The organism is Streptomyces sp. NPDC030296, from assembly GCF_055572815.1.
The window spans coordinates 83,696-100,144 of sequence record NZ_JBVICQ010000010.1; the positions used below are offsets into that span (position 1 = coordinate 83,696).

Genomic DNA, 16,449 nt, shown 5'->3' on the forward strand with positions numbered 1-16,449 from the left:
GATCCCAGTTCGGACATTACGGACCGTGAAGCTGATCACTCTGCGTGGAGGAATCGGCGGCCCCGAGTACCAGGACCTGGATGGCGAGCACGGCGGCGCCGCGCGCCCAGTCATGGAAGTCGGACACCTTGGTCTCCAGGGGGACCGGTGCGGCGAGGGGGTGCCGGTTGGCGCGGACGGCGTCGTCCACCGCCCGGCCCGCGACCTCCATCAGCCCGACCCCTTCCCCGGCGAGCAGGATCTTCTGGGGCATGACGAAGTTGGCGATCTGGGCCACGAGCGTGCCGAGCGCGCGGCCCGCCTCGCCGATGACGCGTGCGCACATCGGATCGCCGGCCGCCGCCTCCGCGAGGATCTCCTCGTACGTCACCTCGCGGCCGGTCGCCGCCTGGACCTGGTAGCGGATGGCCGGGATGGTGAGCAGGGACACGGCGCTGCCGCGTTCGCCGGTGGGGGTGAGCGGGCCGCCCGGGTCGATGATCCAGTGGCGTCCGAAGCCCCGGTCCTCCTCGCCGCCGCGGACCTGTGTGCCGCCGAGGACGAGTCCGTAGCCGAGGCCCGCGCCGATGGTGAGGACGACGAAGCGGTCGAGGCCGCGGCCCGCGCCGAACCAGGTCTCGGCCTCGACGAGCGCGGCCACGTCGTTCTCCACGACCACGGGCAGCCCGGTGCGCTCCTCGACGAGTCCGGCCAGCGGGACGTCGCGCCACAGCAGGAAGGGTGACTCGCCGACCACGGCCTGGTGCTCGACGAGTCCGCCGACACCGATGCCGATGCCCGCGAGGCAGGGGTGGCGGCCGGCGAGTTCCCCGGTCATCTCGGCGAGCAGATCGGCGACCCGCTCGGGTTCGTGCGAGGTGAGCGGGCGGTCGTGCCGGGCGACGATGTCGCTCCTGAGGGTGGTGACCACGCCGTACACCATGTCGTCGGTGATCTTGAAGCCGAGGAAGGTGCGGGACTCGGCGACGATGTCCAGCGGCTGGGAGGGGCGCCCCTGCCGGGTCTCGTGGAGCGCGGCGCCCTCGGCGGTCTCGACCAGGAGTCCCGACTCGATCAGCGGTTTGGTCAGCCGGGTGAGGCTTCCCGCGGACAGGCCGAGCCGCCGGGCGAGGTCGGTGCGCGAGAGCGGGCCGTGCACGAGCACCTCGATCGCCACGGCGCGTTCTCCGGCGCTGAGCGGCAGCCAGCTGGCAGCGAGAGCGGTCATGGGGTCACACTCCCACACCTTGTTTTTTTCATTACGGAAGCAACCACGCCATCGTAGCGGGCGCGATGCCGCCACTGGAAGAAGCCCGCCGCGCCTCTTGACGGCCCAATATTTTCGCAACGAAAGTAAGTGGCGAGCTTTGAGGCCGAGCCGCCGACGAGGGAGCCTCCGATGACCGTCGCCTCCAGCAGCCCGCCGTCCCGTCTTCCCCTGAGTGGAGCCGAGCCCCTGGAACCGCCGAGGAAGACGAGAACGCGTGCCCGGGGCGACGGCCCGGTCGCGGCCCTGTTCATCGCCCCGGCGATGCTGGGCTTCCTGGTGTTCCTGCTCTGGCCGACCCTGCGGGGCGTCTATCTCAGCTTCACCCGCTTCAACCTGCTCACCCCGCCGCGGTGGGTCGGCCTCGACAACTATGTCCGTATGGTCAACGACCCCATCTTCTGGGACTCGTTGACGGTCACGGTCGAGTACGTCGTCATCAACATCGGGGTGCAGACGGTCGCGGCCCTCGCCATCGCCGTCCTCCTCCAGCGGCTCACCCGGTCCGCCCTGCTGCGCGGGATCGTGCTCACGCCGTATCTGATGTCCAACGTGGTCGCCGGTCTGGTCTGGCTGTGGATCCTCGACACCCAGCTCGGCATCGGCAACGAGATCGCCGGCGCCCTCGGCGTCGACCGCGTCCCGTTCCTCGCCGACGAGACCTGGGCGATCCCCACCATCGCCCTGATCAATGTGTGGCGGCACGTCGGCTACACCGCACTGCTGATCTTCGCCGGTCTCCAGGCGATCCCCGACGACGTGTACGAGGCGGCGCGGGTGGACGGCGCGAGCGAGTGGCGAATGTTCTGGCGGATCACCATGCCGCTGCTGCGCCCCGTTCTCGCGGTCGTGCTGATCATGACGGTGATCGGCTCGTTCCAGGTCTTCGACACCGTGGCGGTGACCACGGCGGGCGGTCCCGCGAACGCGACCAACGTGCTCCAGTACTACATCTACGGCTCCGCCTTCGGCCGCTTCCAGTTCGGCTACGCCTCGGCCATGTCCGTCGCCCTGCTCGTCGTGCTCAGCGCGATCACCGTCCTGCAGTACCGGCTCACCCGGGCCGGCCGGAGCGACCTCGGCTGACGGAAAGGAGACACCGACATGGCCGCCGTGACCACACCATCGACCTCGGCCCCCGCGCCCACCCCGGCTCCGGCCGTACGCCCCGCCCGGCGACGACGCCTCCCCCTCGGGCGGGCCGCCGCCTGGACCGCGATGGGCCTGATCGTCCTCATCACCCTGCTGCCCTTCTACTGGATCCTGCGCACCGCGCTGTCCAGCAACGCCGGACTCAACGCCGACCCCGCCGACCCGTTCCCCGTGGACATCACCACCAGCGGCTTCGAACGGGCCCTCGGGCTCCAGTCGGCCGAGGAGGCCATCGCCCAGGGCGGGGCGGGTGGCGGGCTCGACTTCTGGCGGTATCTGCTCAACTCGGTGATCGTCTCGACCCTGATCACCGGCTGCCAGATCTTCTTCTCCGCCATGGCCGCCTACGCCTTCGCCCGGCTGCGCTGGCGGGGCCGGGACCAGGTGTTCGGGCTGTTCCTCGCCGGCCTGATGGTGCCGACCCTCTTCACGCTGCTGCCGAACTTCGTCCTCATCAAGGAGCTGCACCTGGTGGACTCGCTGCTCGGCATCGCGCTGCCCAGCCTCTTCATGACGCCGTTCGCGGTGTTCTTCCTGCGCCAGTTCTTCATGAACATCCCGCGCGAGGTGGAGGAGGCGGCGCTGCTCGACGGCGCCGGAAAGATCAAGATCTTCTTCCGGGTGGTCCTGCCGATGGCGTCCACACCGATCATCACGCTGTCCGTGCTGACGTACATCACCGCCTGGAACGACTACTTCTGGCCGCTGATGGTCTCCTACAGCGACAGCTCGCGCGTCCTGACCGTGGCGCTGGCGATCTTCCGGGCGCAGACCCCGGCGACCGGTGTCGACTGGTCGGGGCTCACGGCCGCGACGTTGATCGCCGCGCTGCCGATGCTGGTGCTCTTCGGCTGCTTCGCCCGCCGCATCGTCAGCTCCATCGGCTTCACCGGGATCAAGTGAGGTACCACTGATGCGACTTCGTACGCTGACCGCGCTCGCCGGAGCGCTGACGCTGTCCCTGGTGGCCGGCTGCGCGCAGGGCGGCGGCACCGGCGCGTCCTCGAACACGGTGACGTACTGGCTGTGGGACGCCAACCAGCTGCCCGCCTACCAGGCCTGCGCGAAGGGGTTCGAGAAGGAGAACCCCGGACTGGACGTGAGGATCACGCAGTTGGGCTGGTCCGACTACTGGACCAAGCTCACCGCGGGCTTCATCGCGGGCACCCAGCCCGATGTGTTCACCGACCACATCCAGAACTTCGGCCAGTTCGCCGACCTGAAGGTCCTCGAACCGCTCGACGACCTCGGCATCGACGACTCCGCCTACCAGCCGGGGCTCGCCGCCAACTGGATCGGCAAGGACGGCCACCGCTACGGCGCCCCCAAGGACTGGGACACCGTCGCGCTGTTCTACAACTCGAAGATGACCGCCGAAGCGGGGCTCACCGCCGAGGAGCTGAACAACCTTTCCTGGAACCCCGAGGACGGGGGCACCTTCGAGAAGGCCATCGCCCACCTCACGATCGACCGGAACGGCAGGCGGGGCGACGAACCGGGCTTCGACAGGCACAACGTGAAGGTGTACGGGCTGGCCACGGGCGGCGGCGGCTATGGCGACGGCCAGACCCAGTGGAGCAACTTCGCCGCCTCCGCCGGGTGGGACTACCTCGACAAAGCGCGCTGGGGCACGAAGTACCAGTACGACAGCAGGACCTTCCAGTCCGTGATCAAGTGGTACTTCGGCCTGGCGAAGAAGGGGTACATGCCGCCCCTGACGGACTACAACGTCCAGTCCAACCAGCAGAACACCCAGATCGCCGCGGGCAGGGCCGCCACCGCGTTCGACGGGGCCTGGATGATCTCCACCTACGCGGGCTTCAAGGGCAAGGACATCCGGACCGCCCTGACGCCGGTCGGCCCGACCGGCAAGCGCGCCACCATGATGAACGGCCTCGCCGACTCCATCGCCAAGGCGTCCAGGAACAAGGAGGGCGCCCGCAAGTGGGTGTCCTACCTGGCCTCGGACGCGTGCCAGAAGGTCGTCGGCGGGTACGGCGTCGTGTTCCCCGCCACCCCGGCAGGCACCGAGGCCGCCGTGGCCGCGTACCGGAAGAAGGGCATCGACGTCTCGTCGTTCACCGAGCCCGTGGCCGACAAGAAGCGCTTCCGGACGTTCTCCTACCCGATCGCCAGCTACTCGGCCGACATGACGGCGCTGATGCAGCCCGCGATGGAGGACATCTACGGGGGCGGCAAGCCGGTGAGCAGCCTCGACGAGACCAACGACCAGATCAACCTCATCCTCTCGCAGTGACCTGTCGATCCATGAAGGGCACCTCTTCCATGACGTTCTCCCTCGGCATCGTGGGCGCCGGCCAGTTCTCCGGCCAGTTCGCCACGCTGTTCCAGGCCCACCCCGGCGTCGGCGACGTGTACGTCACCGATCTGCTGCCCGAGCGTGCCGAGCACCTGGTCGCCGCCCAGGGCCTGGCCGGCACCTTCCCCTCGTACGAGGCGATGCTGGAGTCGAAGGCCGTCGACGCGGTCGCGATCTTCACCCAGCGCTGGACGCACGGGCCGCTGGTCCTGAAGGGCCTCGACGCCGGCAAGCATGTGTACTCCGCGGTGCCCATGGCGATCACCACGGAGGAGATCGCGGCGATCATCGACGCGGTCAGGGCGACCGGGCTGACGTACATGATGGGTGAGACCAGCCAGTACAACCCGGCGACCGTGCACGCCCGCAACCAGATCGCCGAGGGCGCCTTCGGGCGGCTGTTCTACGCCGAGGGCGACTACGTCCACGACATGGACCTGGGGTTCTACGAGGCGTACCAGTACAGCGGTGGCGAGAACTGGAAGCGGACCGCGAGCTATCCCCCGCTGCTGTACCCGACGCACTCGGTGGGCGGGGTGCTCGGCGCCTGGCAGACGCACGCGGTGAGCGTCTCCGCGATCGGGGTCGTCGACGGGCGCGGGGACGGAGTGTTCGACAAGGACGTCAGCCAGTTCGGCAACGACTTCTCCAACGCGACCGCGCTGTTCGAGGTGGCGGGCGGCGGCTCGTTCCGTACGAACGAGTTCCGGCGGGTGGGCTACCCCTCGCACATACGGGAGTCCCGTTTCCGGTTCTTCGGGACGGAGGCGAGCATGGAGCAGCTCGCCACGGTCGCGCTGTGGCAGGACAAGAAGGGGGTGAAGGACATCAGCGAGCTGCTCGAACCCAAGCAGACGCTGTCCCCCGACGACCCGTCCCTCCAGCACATCGCGCCGGATCTGCGGGCCGCGTTCACCTCCGGTTCGGCGCCGGTGCACGACCGGTCGCGGCTGCCGCGGGCGTTCGACCATCTGCACAACGGCCACGAGGGCAGCCACCACTTCCTGGTGGACGACTTCGTGACCGCCGTGAACTCCCGCACCCTGCCGTCCGTCAACGCGTGGGTGGCGGCCCGCTACACCCTGCCGGGGATCGTCGCGCACGAGTCCGCGCGGCAGGGTGGGGTGCGGTTGGAGATCCCGGACTTCGGGGACGCGCCCGAGGCGTGATGTGCACGGCGGTCCGTGAGCCGGGCTCCTGGCGGTCCGTCAGGTGCCCGGCTTGCGGCCGTACACGTAGACGTCGTCGCCCTTCTTCAGCAGCGACCAGTACTTCTTGGCGTCGGCCTTCGTCAGGTTGACGCAGCCGCGGGAGCCGGGCGGGTTGTACATGCTGACGGCGGCGGCGTGGAAGGCCTGGCCGCCGTCGAAGAACTGGCTGTACGGCATCGGCACGTTGTAGATGGACGAGACGTGGTCGATGTTGCGCCAGTAGATCTTCTTCAGACCGGTGCGGGTCTCGTAGCCGTCGCGACCGGTGCGGACGGGCACGGGCCCGTACACGAGCTTGCTGCCGTCCTGGATCCAGCTCAGCTGGAGCGTCAGGTCGACGCAGGCGATGCGGCCCTTGTTGACCGGGCACTTCCCGGCCTTGTTCGGGTTCTTGCCGACGGCCTTCTGCTTGTTCATCAGGTCCATCACACCCCAGGTGACGGAGCCCGCGTACCCGATGTTCGGGCTGATGCCGTGCCTGGTCTGGAACGCCTTGATGGCCAGGCAGTCGGCGGCCGACTGCCTGCCGTCGACCGGTCGGCCGAGGAACTTCTCGACCTGCTTCTGGTACGGCCCGGCCGATGTCGTGCAACTCGCCGCCTGCGCGGGCGTCGTGCCCAGCGCGAGCGTGAGCGGCGCCAGCAGTCCGGTGACGGTCAGTGCGATGGCGCCTCGTCTTCCTATGTCCCCCATGGCGGGCCTTTCCCTTTCACGCGTTTTGTAGGTTCTGCGGAGGTAGACAGCCGGCGTCGGCCGACGGTTGTGGTCCGGGTCGCTTCGAGACGAAACAGTTACACGGCGAGTAATTCGCATATAGAGTTCCCCTCATGAGCAACAGCGATTCCATATCTCGCGTGGCCCTCAAGAAAATCACCCCGGATGTGTCCGCGGCAATGGGCTCCCTGCACTCCGCCGCCGTTTCCGCGGCGCGGGACGCGAAGGTCGAGCCGGAAATCCTCGAACTGATCCGCATTCGCGCCTCGCAGATCAACGGCTGTGCCTTCTGTCTGGACATGCACACCAAGGACGCCCGCGCCCGGGGCGAGACCGAGCAGCGGATCTACGCGCTGAACGCCTGGCGCGAGACACCCTTCTTCACCGCTCGGGAGCGGGCCGCACTGGCCCTCACCGAGGCGGTGACCTCGGTGGACGAGGGGCATGTGCCGGACGACGTGTACGCGGCCGCGGCCGAGGTGTTCGACGACGATCAGCTCGCGGCCCTCATCTGGGCGGCCACCGTGATCAACGCCTACAACCGGATAGCGATCGCGACCCGGATGGTCCCCGGCGCCTATCAGCCGGTACAGAAGCAGCCGGTACGGAAGTGAAATTTCACAGGTAGTGCGGCGTGGAATGCGCCGGGCCGTTTCCATTCGGTCCGGCGCTTGCCCTCGCTCCCCTGCTTCCTATGTTTCGGGAAGTGGCTCCATAATGCCGTCCAGCCATTTCCGCCATTGTGGTGCGTGTACCGCCCGGCCGGCGGTCATGGGTCTGCCGGTCCAGGCGGCGACGGGGCGGATCCCGTGCAGGGCGTTGACGAGCCACACCTCGCGGCCGTCGAGGTCGGCCAGGGAACGCTCGCGGTGGGCGACGCGGACCCCGGTGCGGGCCGCCCGCTCCAGGACGAGCGCCGTGGTCACCCCGGGCAGGACGGGCAGCCGGGGCGGCGGCAGACAGAGCGTGTCGTCCTCCCACCACAGCAGGCTGGAGTTGGCGGCCTCCAGGACCAGTCCGGACGGGGCGATCAGCACGGCCTCGTCGGCCTGCGCGCCGGAGGCCCGGCCGCGCACCCGGGCCAGGGCGTCCAGGTCGGGTCCCTTGCGGCGGGGCACGGTGCGCGGGTCGGGCTGCCCGGCCGCCCACACCCGCACTTCGGCACCGAGGGGCGGGGCATGCCGCAGCAGCAGACGCAACTCCAGCGATCCGGAGGCGAGTTCCACCCGGGGGAACCACTCCCCCGTGCGGGGCAGCGCGGCCGTCATGTCCGTCCAGAAGTCGACCACCCGGCCGAGCGGTGGTGCCCCGCACTCGCCGCAGGACCGCAGGAACCGCTCGCGGTGCCGGTCGAAACCGCGCACCCGCCCGTCGCGCAGCAACCATGAGTCCGCGACGAGCAGCCGCCCGCCCTGGGCCTGACCGGGAGTCAGACCGTGTTCGGGGGACCAGGTCGACAGACCTTCCGCGATGGCCGGTTGTGTCACTCAGTGCTCCTGTGTTCGTTCGATCCCGGTTCAGTACGTGCGGCCCGTCAGTAGGTGCGGCCCGTGACGGCCGGGGCGCCGTGCCGGGGGCCGTACGGCGCGTGTTCCAGCCAGGCGCCGCACCGGGGGACGACGGGGGCGAGGGCCGCCGCCGCGCGCTGCTTGACGCGGACGATACGGCGCCGCGGCCGCAGATGGTCCAGGGCGGTGCCCGCGGCGGCGCTGTTGAAGAGGCCCGCGGCGCGCCGGACCTCGGCGAATCCGGCGACGGCCTCGGGCGTGCCGTCGGCGATCGCCCGGGCGGCCGCCGCCGCGTCGGCGATCCCGCTGTTCATGCCGCGTGCCCCGAACGGCGGGAAGAGGTGGGCGGCCTCACCGGCGAGCAGCACCCGGCGGTGCGGGTCGGTGAAGACGGCGGCGACCTTGCGCAGGAAGCGGTAGCTGGAGACCCACAGGACGCGGTCGCCGTAGCCGTCGCCGACGACCTCGGGCAGCCAGCGGCGCACGGCGTCCTCGGTGCCGTACTCCTCGGCCGTGTCGTCGTCCCGGCACTGCAGGTCGAGTTGGAAGCCGCCGGTGAACGGCACGCGCATGACGCTGCGGTGGCCGAGCGCCGGGTGCTCGTAGTGGAAGACCCGTTCCAGGGGCAGTTCGGCCCCGGCGATGTCGGCGATGTCGACGACGACGTGGAAGCCCTCCCCGTGGGTGCCCTCCAGGGGGATGCCCAGTTCGCGGCGTACGGCGGAGCGGGCGCCGTCGGCGGCGACGGCGTGCGTGCCCTCCCAGGTGCGGCCGCCGGCGTCGGTGAGCCGCACCCCCGTCGGGTCGGTGTGCACGCCGGTGATCCGCGCGTCCCACACGAACTCCACTCCGGCGTCCTCGCAGGCGGCGAGCAGGAAGCGCTCGGTGTCGACCTGGCGGAGGCTGGTGAACGGCGGGGTGCCGGTGGGCGGCGGGAAGGTGCGCGCGTAGACCTCGCGGCCCCGGTAGAGGGTGCGCTTGGTGTGCCAGGTCTGCCCGTACGCGGCGATCGTCGCCGCAAGGCCGGGGCGCATGCCCTCCAGGAGTTCCAGGGTCTCGCGGTGGACGAACAGGGCGCGGCTGCCCGGCCGTTCGCGGCCCTCGGGGTCGGCTTCGAGCAGGACGACGGGGAGGCCGTGGGCGCGCAGGGCGAGGGCGGCGGCCAGGCCGACCGGGCCGGCGCCCACGACGAGTGCGGGGGTCGTCATGTGCGGGCGCCCTCGGTGAGCATGCGGGTGATCTCGACCCGCTTGACCTTCCAGGTGGAGGTCATGGGCAGGTCCTCGAACCGCCACTGCCTCGGCTCCGCCATGGCCGGCAGGTCCGCGGTGGCCTCCTGCCAGCGCAGGGGGTCCAGGGGGCGTTCGCCGCGTACGCAGACCACGGGGACGGGTTCGCGGTCGGCGCCGGGGACGATGACGACCTCGCGCAGCTCCTCCAGGCGGGACATCAGGGTGTCCTCGACCTCCAGGTTGCTGTGGACGGAGTCGATCTGGTCGATCTCGCGGTCGATGAGGTGGAGGGCGCCCCAGCGGCTCTGGTAGCCCATGTCTCCCATCTGCCACCAGTCGCCGTCGAGTTGGCGCAGATAGCGTTCACGGGCGCCGAGGTAGGTGAGGATGCGGCCGCGGGTGCGGGCCTCGATGCGGCCGGGGGTGCCGGGAGCGACCCGGCGGCCCCTGTCGTCGGTGACGCGGACGCGGGTGAAGCCGGGGATGCCGATGCCGACCCGGCGGCCGTCCGCGCGGGCCGCGCTGCGGCGGGTGAACCACTGGAAGGCGACCGGGCCGGTCTCGCTCTGCCCGTACAGCTGGATGAGCCACGGGGAGCGCCGCTTGGAGGCGTCCAGCAGCCTTTGCACGGTCCGTGGGTGGATGGCGTCGAAGGTGGAGCCGTAGGAGCGGACGCGGGACAGCGGGGCGCCGGGCGCGTCGGCCAGTTCCTCCCACAGGACGAAGGTGTTGGGGTGGGTCTCGACGATGCCGGGGCGGTGGCGGGCGAGGAGCGGGCCCACGTTCGCCGGTTCCGGGTCGAGGATGAGGACCAGCGGACTGCCGAAGTGCAGCAGGACGCCGAGCAGATGGTAGAAGCGCGAGTGCACGAACGACATGTGCAGCGCGGCGGTCTCGCCCCGGGTGGGCCAGCCCATGGCCTTCTGCGGGACGAGCCGGTTCCACATGGTGTTCGGGCAGTGCACGGCGAGCTTGGGGACGCCGGTCGTGCCGGAGCTGTGGGTGATCAGGGAGGGTTCGCGGGGGTGGAGGCGTACGGCGGCGGGCGTCGCCGCGCCCGCGTACTTCTCCAGCGGTTCGGCCCCCGGGGCGTCGTCGACGCAGAGGGTGCGCCGGACGGCACCGGTGAGGTCGACGTCCCGCAGCGGGCCGTCGAGCTTGGCGCGGTCGGTGATCAGCCAGGGCTGGTGGAGGCGTTCGAGGAGCTGTCCGACGACGGGGCCCGCGAGGCCGGGCGACAGCAGGACGGGGACGGCGCCGATACGGGAGATCGCGCAGGTCAGCAGCACGATGTCGACGTTGTCCGACTTGTGGACGGCGACCTCCTCGGAGGGGCGCACGCCCGCTTCCCAGAGGCGGCCGGAGAGTTCGTCGACCAGGTCGGCGAGGCTGGCGTATGTGAGGTCGGTCCCGGCGGCGGGTGCGACGTCGAGGGGCCGGTCGAGGGTGACGAAGATCTGCCCGTGGCGGTCGGCGGCCTCCCGGAGCATCGAGCCCAGGTAGAAGCCGCGCCCGGCCGGCACGGGCGGCGCGCTCGGCCCGGCCTGCTGCTGGTGTCGCATGGTGCCCAACCTTTCTGCGGGGGCGGGGGCGGACGTGGCGGCCATGGCTCACCACGCCCCTTGGCGGACGAGGTGCCGGCGGAGCTTTCCGGTCGCGGTGCGGGGCAGGGTGGGCACGAAGCTCACACTGCGGGGGACTTTGAAGGCGGCCAGGTTGTCGCGGGCCATGCAGACGAGTTCGGCCTCCAGGCCGACCCCGATGGGCGGGACGGGAACGACGAAGGCCCGCAGTCGGCTGGCGCCGCGTTCGTCGGTGACGGCCACGACGGCGACGTCCCGCACCCCGGGGTGGGTGCGCAGCAGGGCCTCCACCTCCAGCGGGGAGACGGTGATGCCGCCGACCATCTCCATGTCGTCGGCGCGGCCCAGGTGCCGGTAGGTGCCGTCGGGTTCGCGGCGGGCCCGGTCCCGGGTGCCCAGCCAGCCGCCGACCAGGGCCCGTGCGGACTCCTCGGGCCGGTTGAGGTAGCCGGGCGTCACCGTCGGCCCGCGCACCCAGAGTTCGCCGGTCTCGCCGTCGGGCACGGGGTTGCCGGCGCGGTCGCGCAGTTCGATCTCGAAGCCGGGGACGGGGCGGCCGACCGTGCCGGGGTGGTTGTGGTCGAAGCCGTTGGCGCAGAAGGCGTGGCCGGCCTCCGTGGAGCCGATCTGCTCCAGGACGGGGGCGCCCAGCAGGTGGGTGACCCGCTTCCCGATGCCGGCGGGCATGCCCTCGCCGGCGGAGATCGCCCCGCGAACCGAGGCGAAGCAGCCCTCGTGCCCGTCGGCCAGGTCGGCCACCAGGGCGGCGTACGCGGACGGCACCGAGTACAGCAGGGTCACGCGGTGGCGGGCGACCAGTTCGTCCACGGTCGCGGGGGTGGGGCGGCGGCCGGTGAGGACCGCGCTGGAGCCGGAGAAGAGGGGGAAGACGAAGGCGTTGCCGAAGCCGTAGGCGAAGTAGAGCCGGGAGACGGAGAGGGCGACGTCGTCGGGGGTGATGCGCAGGACCCGGCGGCCTATGAGGTCGTGGTAGGTCCTCGGGTCGCCGTGGACGTGGACGACGCCCTTGGGGCGGCCCGTGGTGCCGGAGGTGTACTGGATGTAGAGCGGGGTGTGGGCGTCCACCGGGTGCGCCGTCTTCATGGGTCGTGCCGTCGCGGTCAGCGCGGCCAGCTGGTCGGAGCCGAGGCGCGGCGCTCGGGGGGCCGCGGTGGGTGTGGTCGTGCGGGCCGGGAGGCTCCGGTCCAGGCCGGGTCCCGTCACCCACAGCGCGGCCTCCGTGTCGTCCGCCATGAACTGCAGGTCGGGCGGCGGGAGTTCGGGGTTGACCAGCACCGCGACCGCACCCAGTCGGGCGAGTGCGAGGAAGGTGGTGACCCAGGTGACGGAGTCGGGCAGGGCCAGCAGGACCCGGTCTCCGGGGCGTACTCCGTGGTCGTGCAGCACGGTGGCCGTGCGGGCCGCGAGGTCGTGGACGGCGCCGTGGGTGTGGGCGCGGTGGCCCTGGTGGAAGGCGGGGCGGTCGGTCCAGCCGCGGCGCTCGGCGAGGGCCGCCAGGTGCGCGGCGAGGTTGCCGGGGGCGTCCGCGTCGGCCGGCCGGGACGCGGAGGCGCTCCGCTGGGCGGGGATGCCCGCGGCGGCCTCGATCAGCGTGGGGTGCGGTGTCGTCGTCATCGGGTGCTCTCCTCGGTGACGGCCGGGGCGGAGGCGTGCTCGCGGTGGGCCCGCATGAGTGCCGCGGTCTTCAGGAGCATCTCGTCGTACTCGGAGGCCGGGTCGGAGTCGAGGACGATCGCGCCGCCGGCGCCCAGGTGCATACGTCCGCCCCGGAACACGGCGGTGCGGATGACGATGTTGAGGTCGGCGCCGCCGCCGCAGCCGAGGTAGCCGAGGGCGCCCGAGTAGACGCCCCTCGCCTCGGTCTCCACCGCGTCGATGATCTCCATGGTGCGGAGCTTGGGCGCCCCCGTCATGGAGCCGCCCGGGAAGCAGGCCCGAACGCAGTCCACGGCGTCGGTGCCCTCGCGCAGCCGTCCCTCGACGGTGGAGACGAGCTGGTGCACGGTGGCGTACGTCTCGGTGGCCATGAGGCGGGAGACGCGTACGGTGCCGGTCCGCGAGACCCGGCCGAGGTCGTTGCGGAGCAGGTCGACGATCATCAGGTTCTCGGCGCGGGTCTTGGCGTCCGCGGCGAGTTCGTCCCGCAGCCGGTCGTCCTCCTCCGGTGTGGCGCCTCTCGGGGCGGTGCCCTTGATGGGTTTGGCCTCGGCGAGGCCGTCGCGGGTGATCCGCAGGAAGCGTTCGGGTGAGGAGCCCGCGATGTCGAGGTCGCCGAACCTGAGGAAGGCCGCGTACGGGGCGGGGTTGACGCGGCGCAGCGCCCGGTAGAAGTCGTAGGGGTCGTACGGGGCGGGTAAACGGGCCGCGTTGGTGAGGCAGACCTCGTAGCTGGTGCCGGCGTGGAGTTCTGCCTTGCAGGCGTCGATGTCGGCGAGGTAGGTGGCGCGGTCGCGCACCAGCCAGGGTTCGGCGGCGCGCGGGTAGGGCGCGGACGACCGCAGCGGCAGGGTGGGGTTCGTGGCGATGAAGGTCAGCTGGGCGAGCGCCGTGTCGAGCCAGTCGGCGGCCTCGCGGGCGGCGGCCGGGGTGTCCTCGGCGAGGCAGACGGCGTAGGTGTGGCCCTCCTGGTGGTCGACGGCGATCAGCCGGTCCGCGAACAGCCAGCAGGCGTCGGGGGTGTCGGCGGTGTGGCGGTTCGGGGAGCCGCTGTCGGCCTTCAGTTCGTAGCCGAAGTAGCCGACGTAGCCGCCGGTGAGGTCGAAGGGGAGGCCGCTCGCGTCGACCTTGCGGCTGGCCAGCTGCCGCTTCAGATAGTCGTACACGCTCGCGCGGACCCGGCGAGTGGGCCGCCCCTCCCGCTCGATCTCGCAGACGCCGCTGTCGACGTCGTAGCGGACGAACTCGGCGAGGGGGCCGGTGCCGTCGCCGAAGAACGAGAACCGGGACAGGCCCTCCTCGACGCGGGAGCTGTCCAGCCAGAAGGCGCGCGGCGCGTCGGCGTGCAGCCGGGTGAAGGCGGCCTCGGCGTCGACGGCGACGGCGATACGGCGGGAGTGCAGCCGGTACGCGGGCCCGGGGGCGCGCCGGGGGCGGGGGATCGCGCCGGAGAGGGGGGTGACGGCGGTGGTCCCCGCGCGGGCCGGAGCGGGGACGGGGGCGCTCCTCGGCGGATCGGGCGGGGCGCTCCTCGGCAGGTCGGACGGGGCGCTGCGGGAGCTTCTCGTACGGGGGCCGCCGGCTCGTTCCTCCGTGAGCTCGCGGAAGTTGACCAGCAGGCGGTGCCCGTGGTCGGTGAGGACGGACTCCGGGTGGAACTGGACGCCCCACAGCGGCCGTTCACGGTGGCGCAGCCCCATGAGGACACCGTCCTCGGACCAGGCGGTGGCCTCCAGGCTCGGCGGCAGCGGCTCGCGCACGGACAGCGAGTGGTAGCGGACGACGGTGAAGTTCTGCGGGAGCCCGCGGAACAGGTCACGGCCGTCGTGCCGGACCGTGGAGAGGTGTCCGTGGCGGGGCCACGGGGCGGGCTCGACGTCGGCCCGCTCCCCCACCGCGATGCCCTGGTGGCCCATGCAGACGCCCAGCACGGGGATCGCGGCCTCGGCGATGACCTGCGCGGCGATACCGAAGTCGCGCGGTTCCGACGGGTGGCCCGGCCCGGGCGACACCACGACGTTGTCGAATTCCCGCAGTTCCGGAATGGCGTCGGGCGAGGCGTCGTTGAGCACGACCACCGGCTCCTCGCCGTTGACCTCGGCGATCAGCTGGAACAGGTTGTACGTGTACGAGTCATAATTGTCGATGAGCAAGGTTTTCAACCTGCCCACCCCCCTCTGATCGTTCTCGGACCTAGGCGGTCCGACGTTTGTGCCGGCCGCGCAGCGCCTGCAACGGTGGATACAGCCATTTTTTGAGGAATCGCTGGAGCCTCGGCATGAGAATCCAGGTGACGATGGCCGTCACGGACAGACACAGCAGAAGTGTTCGGACGAGTGGATTGAGATCGGCGAGATAAGGGAGGACCAGCAGGTTGAACAGGAGCACGGGTGGGAAGACCGCGCTCATATTCACCAGCCAGAGTTTCCATTTCGGGGGCGGGCGCGGGGCGGCCGGCGCCGGTTCCCGGGCGGCCTGGGAGTCGAACCAGGCCTTGGAGCCCGTCACGCTGCGGCGACCAGTCTCCCGGGCCAGCCCCTCGGCGCGTGCCGCCCACTCGACCCTGACCAGGGAGTTCTCCCAGGTTCGGGCCGAATCCTCACTGTCGAAGCGGTAGACCACATGCCACTCCGCCTCTCCGTCGACCAGTACGCCGCCCCCCAGAAAGCCCGGCTGTCGCGCACTCGTACGCAGCGCGGCCCACCCCCACGAGTGGAAGTCGGCCTCACGCCCCGGCACCACGTGATACGCGATGGTGACGGTAACGGGATTCCTGCTCACGCCGTCGAGTACGGGAAGAACTGTCGCCCCGTTCAAATCTTCAACGAACTTTTTCAAGCTGTCCGGATCGTTCGCGTATGACGCTCTTTCAGCCGCCTTGGAGTCGTCTGTCGGGGAGTACGACGGAGCAACTTCCGTCAATTTCGGGAAGCGCTTGCCGGAGAAACCGCGAAAGGCGCACCATCACCCTCAGGCTCCGCGGAAAAGCGCAGCAAACCAAAGGAGAGACATGTCCAGGTACGACTGGGATATGCACCACGAGGGAATCGACCGGGCGCGCGCCGCAATCGAACCGGTACGGAAGGAAGTCACCGCGCACCCGATCTACCGGCGGGTGGAGAGCCGTGCGGACCTGGCCGTTTTCATGGAGCACCATGTGTACGCGGTGTGGGACTTCATGTCCCTGCTGAAGTCCCTCCAGCGGGACCTCACATGCGTCGACGTCCCGTGGGTGCCACGGGGTTCGGAGGTGAGCCGGCGGCTCATCAACGACATCGTCCTGGTCGAGGAGAGCGACGAGCTGAACGGCGGGTTCACCAGTCACTTCGAGCTGTACCGGGCGGGCATGGCCGAGGCCGGCGCGAGCACCGCCCGCCTCGACAGGTTCCTGGGGCTGGTCGGGGAGGGCCACGACGTGCCGGCCGCCCTGAAGGTGGCTCAAGTGCCCGGCCCCGCAGCGGAGTTCGTCCGGACCACGTTCGAGATCATCGCGGAGCGGCCGCTGCACTGCCGGGCCGCGGCGTTCGCGTTCTCACGGGAGGACCTGATCCCCGACATGTTCGACCAGGTGATCGGTACGGAGGGCACCGACCGGTTCCCCCTCTTCCGGGACTATCTGGCACGGCACATCGAGGTCGACGGCGAGGAGCACACCCCGATGGCGATGGCCATGGTGGCCGACCTGTGCGGGGGCGAGGAGAGGCGGTGGGAGGAGGCCGTGGAGACGGCGACCGCCGCGCTTGAGGCGAGGGCCCGCTTGTGGGACGGGGTTGTGGAGGCGATGGGGCAGGGGGTGGGGTAGAGGG

At 70.7% G+C, this 16,449-nt stretch carries 14 protein-coding genes; 6 read left to right on the forward strand and 8 right to left on the reverse strand.

Annotation, left to right across the window (positions count from 1 at the left end; genetic code table 11):
- Window positions 1-16: 16 nt before the first annotated feature.
- Window positions 17-1,207 (reverse strand): ROK family protein, encoded by a 1,191-nt coding sequence (locus ACZ4Z3_RS27685; RefSeq protein WP_468503555.1) that lies wholly within the window; start codon window positions 1,205-1,207, stop codon window positions 17-19.
- 171 nt (window positions 1,208-1,378) lie between these two features.
- Here ACZ4Z3_RS27685 and ACZ4Z3_RS27690 point away from each other — a divergent pair, with 171 nt between their 5' ends.
- From ACZ4Z3_RS27690 to ACZ4Z3_RS27705, 4 genes are read left to right on the forward strand one after another with little or no spacing between them, the layout of a single operon-like run.
- Window positions 1,379-2,332, forward strand: a complete 954-nt coding sequence (locus ACZ4Z3_RS27690) for a carbohydrate ABC transporter permease (RefSeq protein ID WP_468503556.1) — start codon at window positions 1,379-1,381, stop codon at window positions 2,330-2,332.
- Window positions 2,333-2,350: 18 nt separating this feature from the next.
- A complete protein-coding gene (locus ACZ4Z3_RS27695) occupies window positions 2,351-3,301 on the forward strand; it encodes a carbohydrate ABC transporter permease (protein WP_468503557.1) in 951 nt (316 codons plus the stop codon).
- Window positions 3,302-3,311: 10 nt separating this feature from the next.
- Window positions 3,312-4,655, forward strand: coding sequence for an ABC transporter substrate-binding protein (locus tag ACZ4Z3_RS27700; RefSeq protein WP_468503558.1), 1,344 nt, complete (start codon window positions 3,312-3,314; stop codon window positions 4,653-4,655).
- A 29-nt stretch (window positions 4,656-4,684) separates the two neighbouring features.
- Window positions 4,685-5,887, forward strand: coding sequence for a Gfo/Idh/MocA family protein (locus tag ACZ4Z3_RS27705; protein ID WP_468503809.1), 1,203 nt, complete (start codon window positions 4,685-4,687; stop codon window positions 5,885-5,887).
- Window positions 5,888-5,926: 39 nt separating this feature from the next.
- Here the strand turns inward: ACZ4Z3_RS27705 and ACZ4Z3_RS27710 are convergent, their stop codons facing one another.
- Window positions 5,927-6,622, reverse strand: coding sequence for a L,D-transpeptidase family protein (locus ACZ4Z3_RS27710; RefSeq protein ID WP_468503559.1), 696 nt, complete (start codon window positions 6,620-6,622; stop codon window positions 5,927-5,929).
- Between the two features lie 134 nt (window positions 6,623-6,756).
- Between ACZ4Z3_RS27710 and ACZ4Z3_RS27715 the strand changes: the two genes are divergently transcribed.
- A complete protein-coding gene (locus ACZ4Z3_RS27715; protein WP_468503560.1) occupies window positions 6,757-7,257 on the forward strand; it encodes a carboxymuconolactone decarboxylase family protein in 501 nt (166 codons plus the stop codon).
- 78 nt (window positions 7,258-7,335) lie between these two features.
- Here ACZ4Z3_RS27715 and ACZ4Z3_RS27720 read toward each other — a convergent pair whose 3' ends face one another.
- The 6 genes from ACZ4Z3_RS27720 to ACZ4Z3_RS27745 are packed head-to-tail and all read right to left on the reverse strand — an operon-like array spanning window position 7,336 to window position 15,481.
- A complete protein-coding gene (locus tag ACZ4Z3_RS27720) occupies window positions 7,336-8,130 on the reverse strand; it encodes an aminotransferase class IV (RefSeq protein WP_468503561.1) in 795 nt (264 codons plus the stop codon).
- 47 nt (window positions 8,131-8,177) lie between these two features.
- A complete protein-coding gene (locus tag ACZ4Z3_RS27725; RefSeq protein WP_468503562.1) occupies window positions 8,178-9,359 on the reverse strand; it encodes an FAD-dependent monooxygenase in 1,182 nt (393 codons plus the stop codon).
- The gene (locus ACZ4Z3_RS27730) at window positions 9,356-10,945 is read right to left on the reverse strand and encodes a class I adenylate-forming enzyme family protein (protein WP_468503563.1); all 1,590 of its coding nucleotides are present in this window, start codon (window positions 10,943-10,945) and stop codon (window positions 9,356-9,358) included. Before ACZ4Z3_RS27730 ends, ACZ4Z3_RS27725 begins: the two co-directional genes overlap by 4 nt.
- Window positions 10,946-10,993: 48 nt before the next feature.
- A complete protein-coding gene (locus ACZ4Z3_RS27735; RefSeq protein WP_468503564.1) occupies window positions 10,994-12,601 on the reverse strand; it encodes a benzoate-CoA ligase family protein in 1,608 nt (535 codons plus the stop codon).
- A complete protein-coding gene (pabB, locus tag ACZ4Z3_RS27740) occupies window positions 12,598-14,805 on the reverse strand; it encodes an aminodeoxychorismate synthase component I (protein WP_468503565.1) in 2,208 nt (735 codons plus the stop codon). Before pabB ends, ACZ4Z3_RS27735 begins: the two co-directional genes overlap by 4 nt.
- A 31-nt stretch (window positions 14,806-14,836) precedes the next feature.
- Window positions 14,837-15,481 carry an antibiotic biosynthesis monooxygenase gene (locus ACZ4Z3_RS27745; protein WP_468503566.1) on the reverse strand — a complete coding sequence of 215 codons (645 nt, stop codon included), beginning with the start codon at window positions 15,479-15,481 and terminating at the stop codon, window positions 14,837-14,839.
- Window positions 15,482-15,653: 172 nt separating this feature from the next.
- Here ACZ4Z3_RS27745 and ACZ4Z3_RS27750 point away from each other — a divergent pair, with 172 nt between their 5' ends.
- The gene (locus ACZ4Z3_RS27750; protein WP_468503567.1) at window positions 15,654-16,445 is read left to right on the forward strand and encodes a DUF3050 domain-containing protein; all 792 of its coding nucleotides are present in this window, start codon (window positions 15,654-15,656) and stop codon (window positions 16,443-16,445) included.
- Window positions 16,446-16,449: the final 4 nt, after the last annotated feature.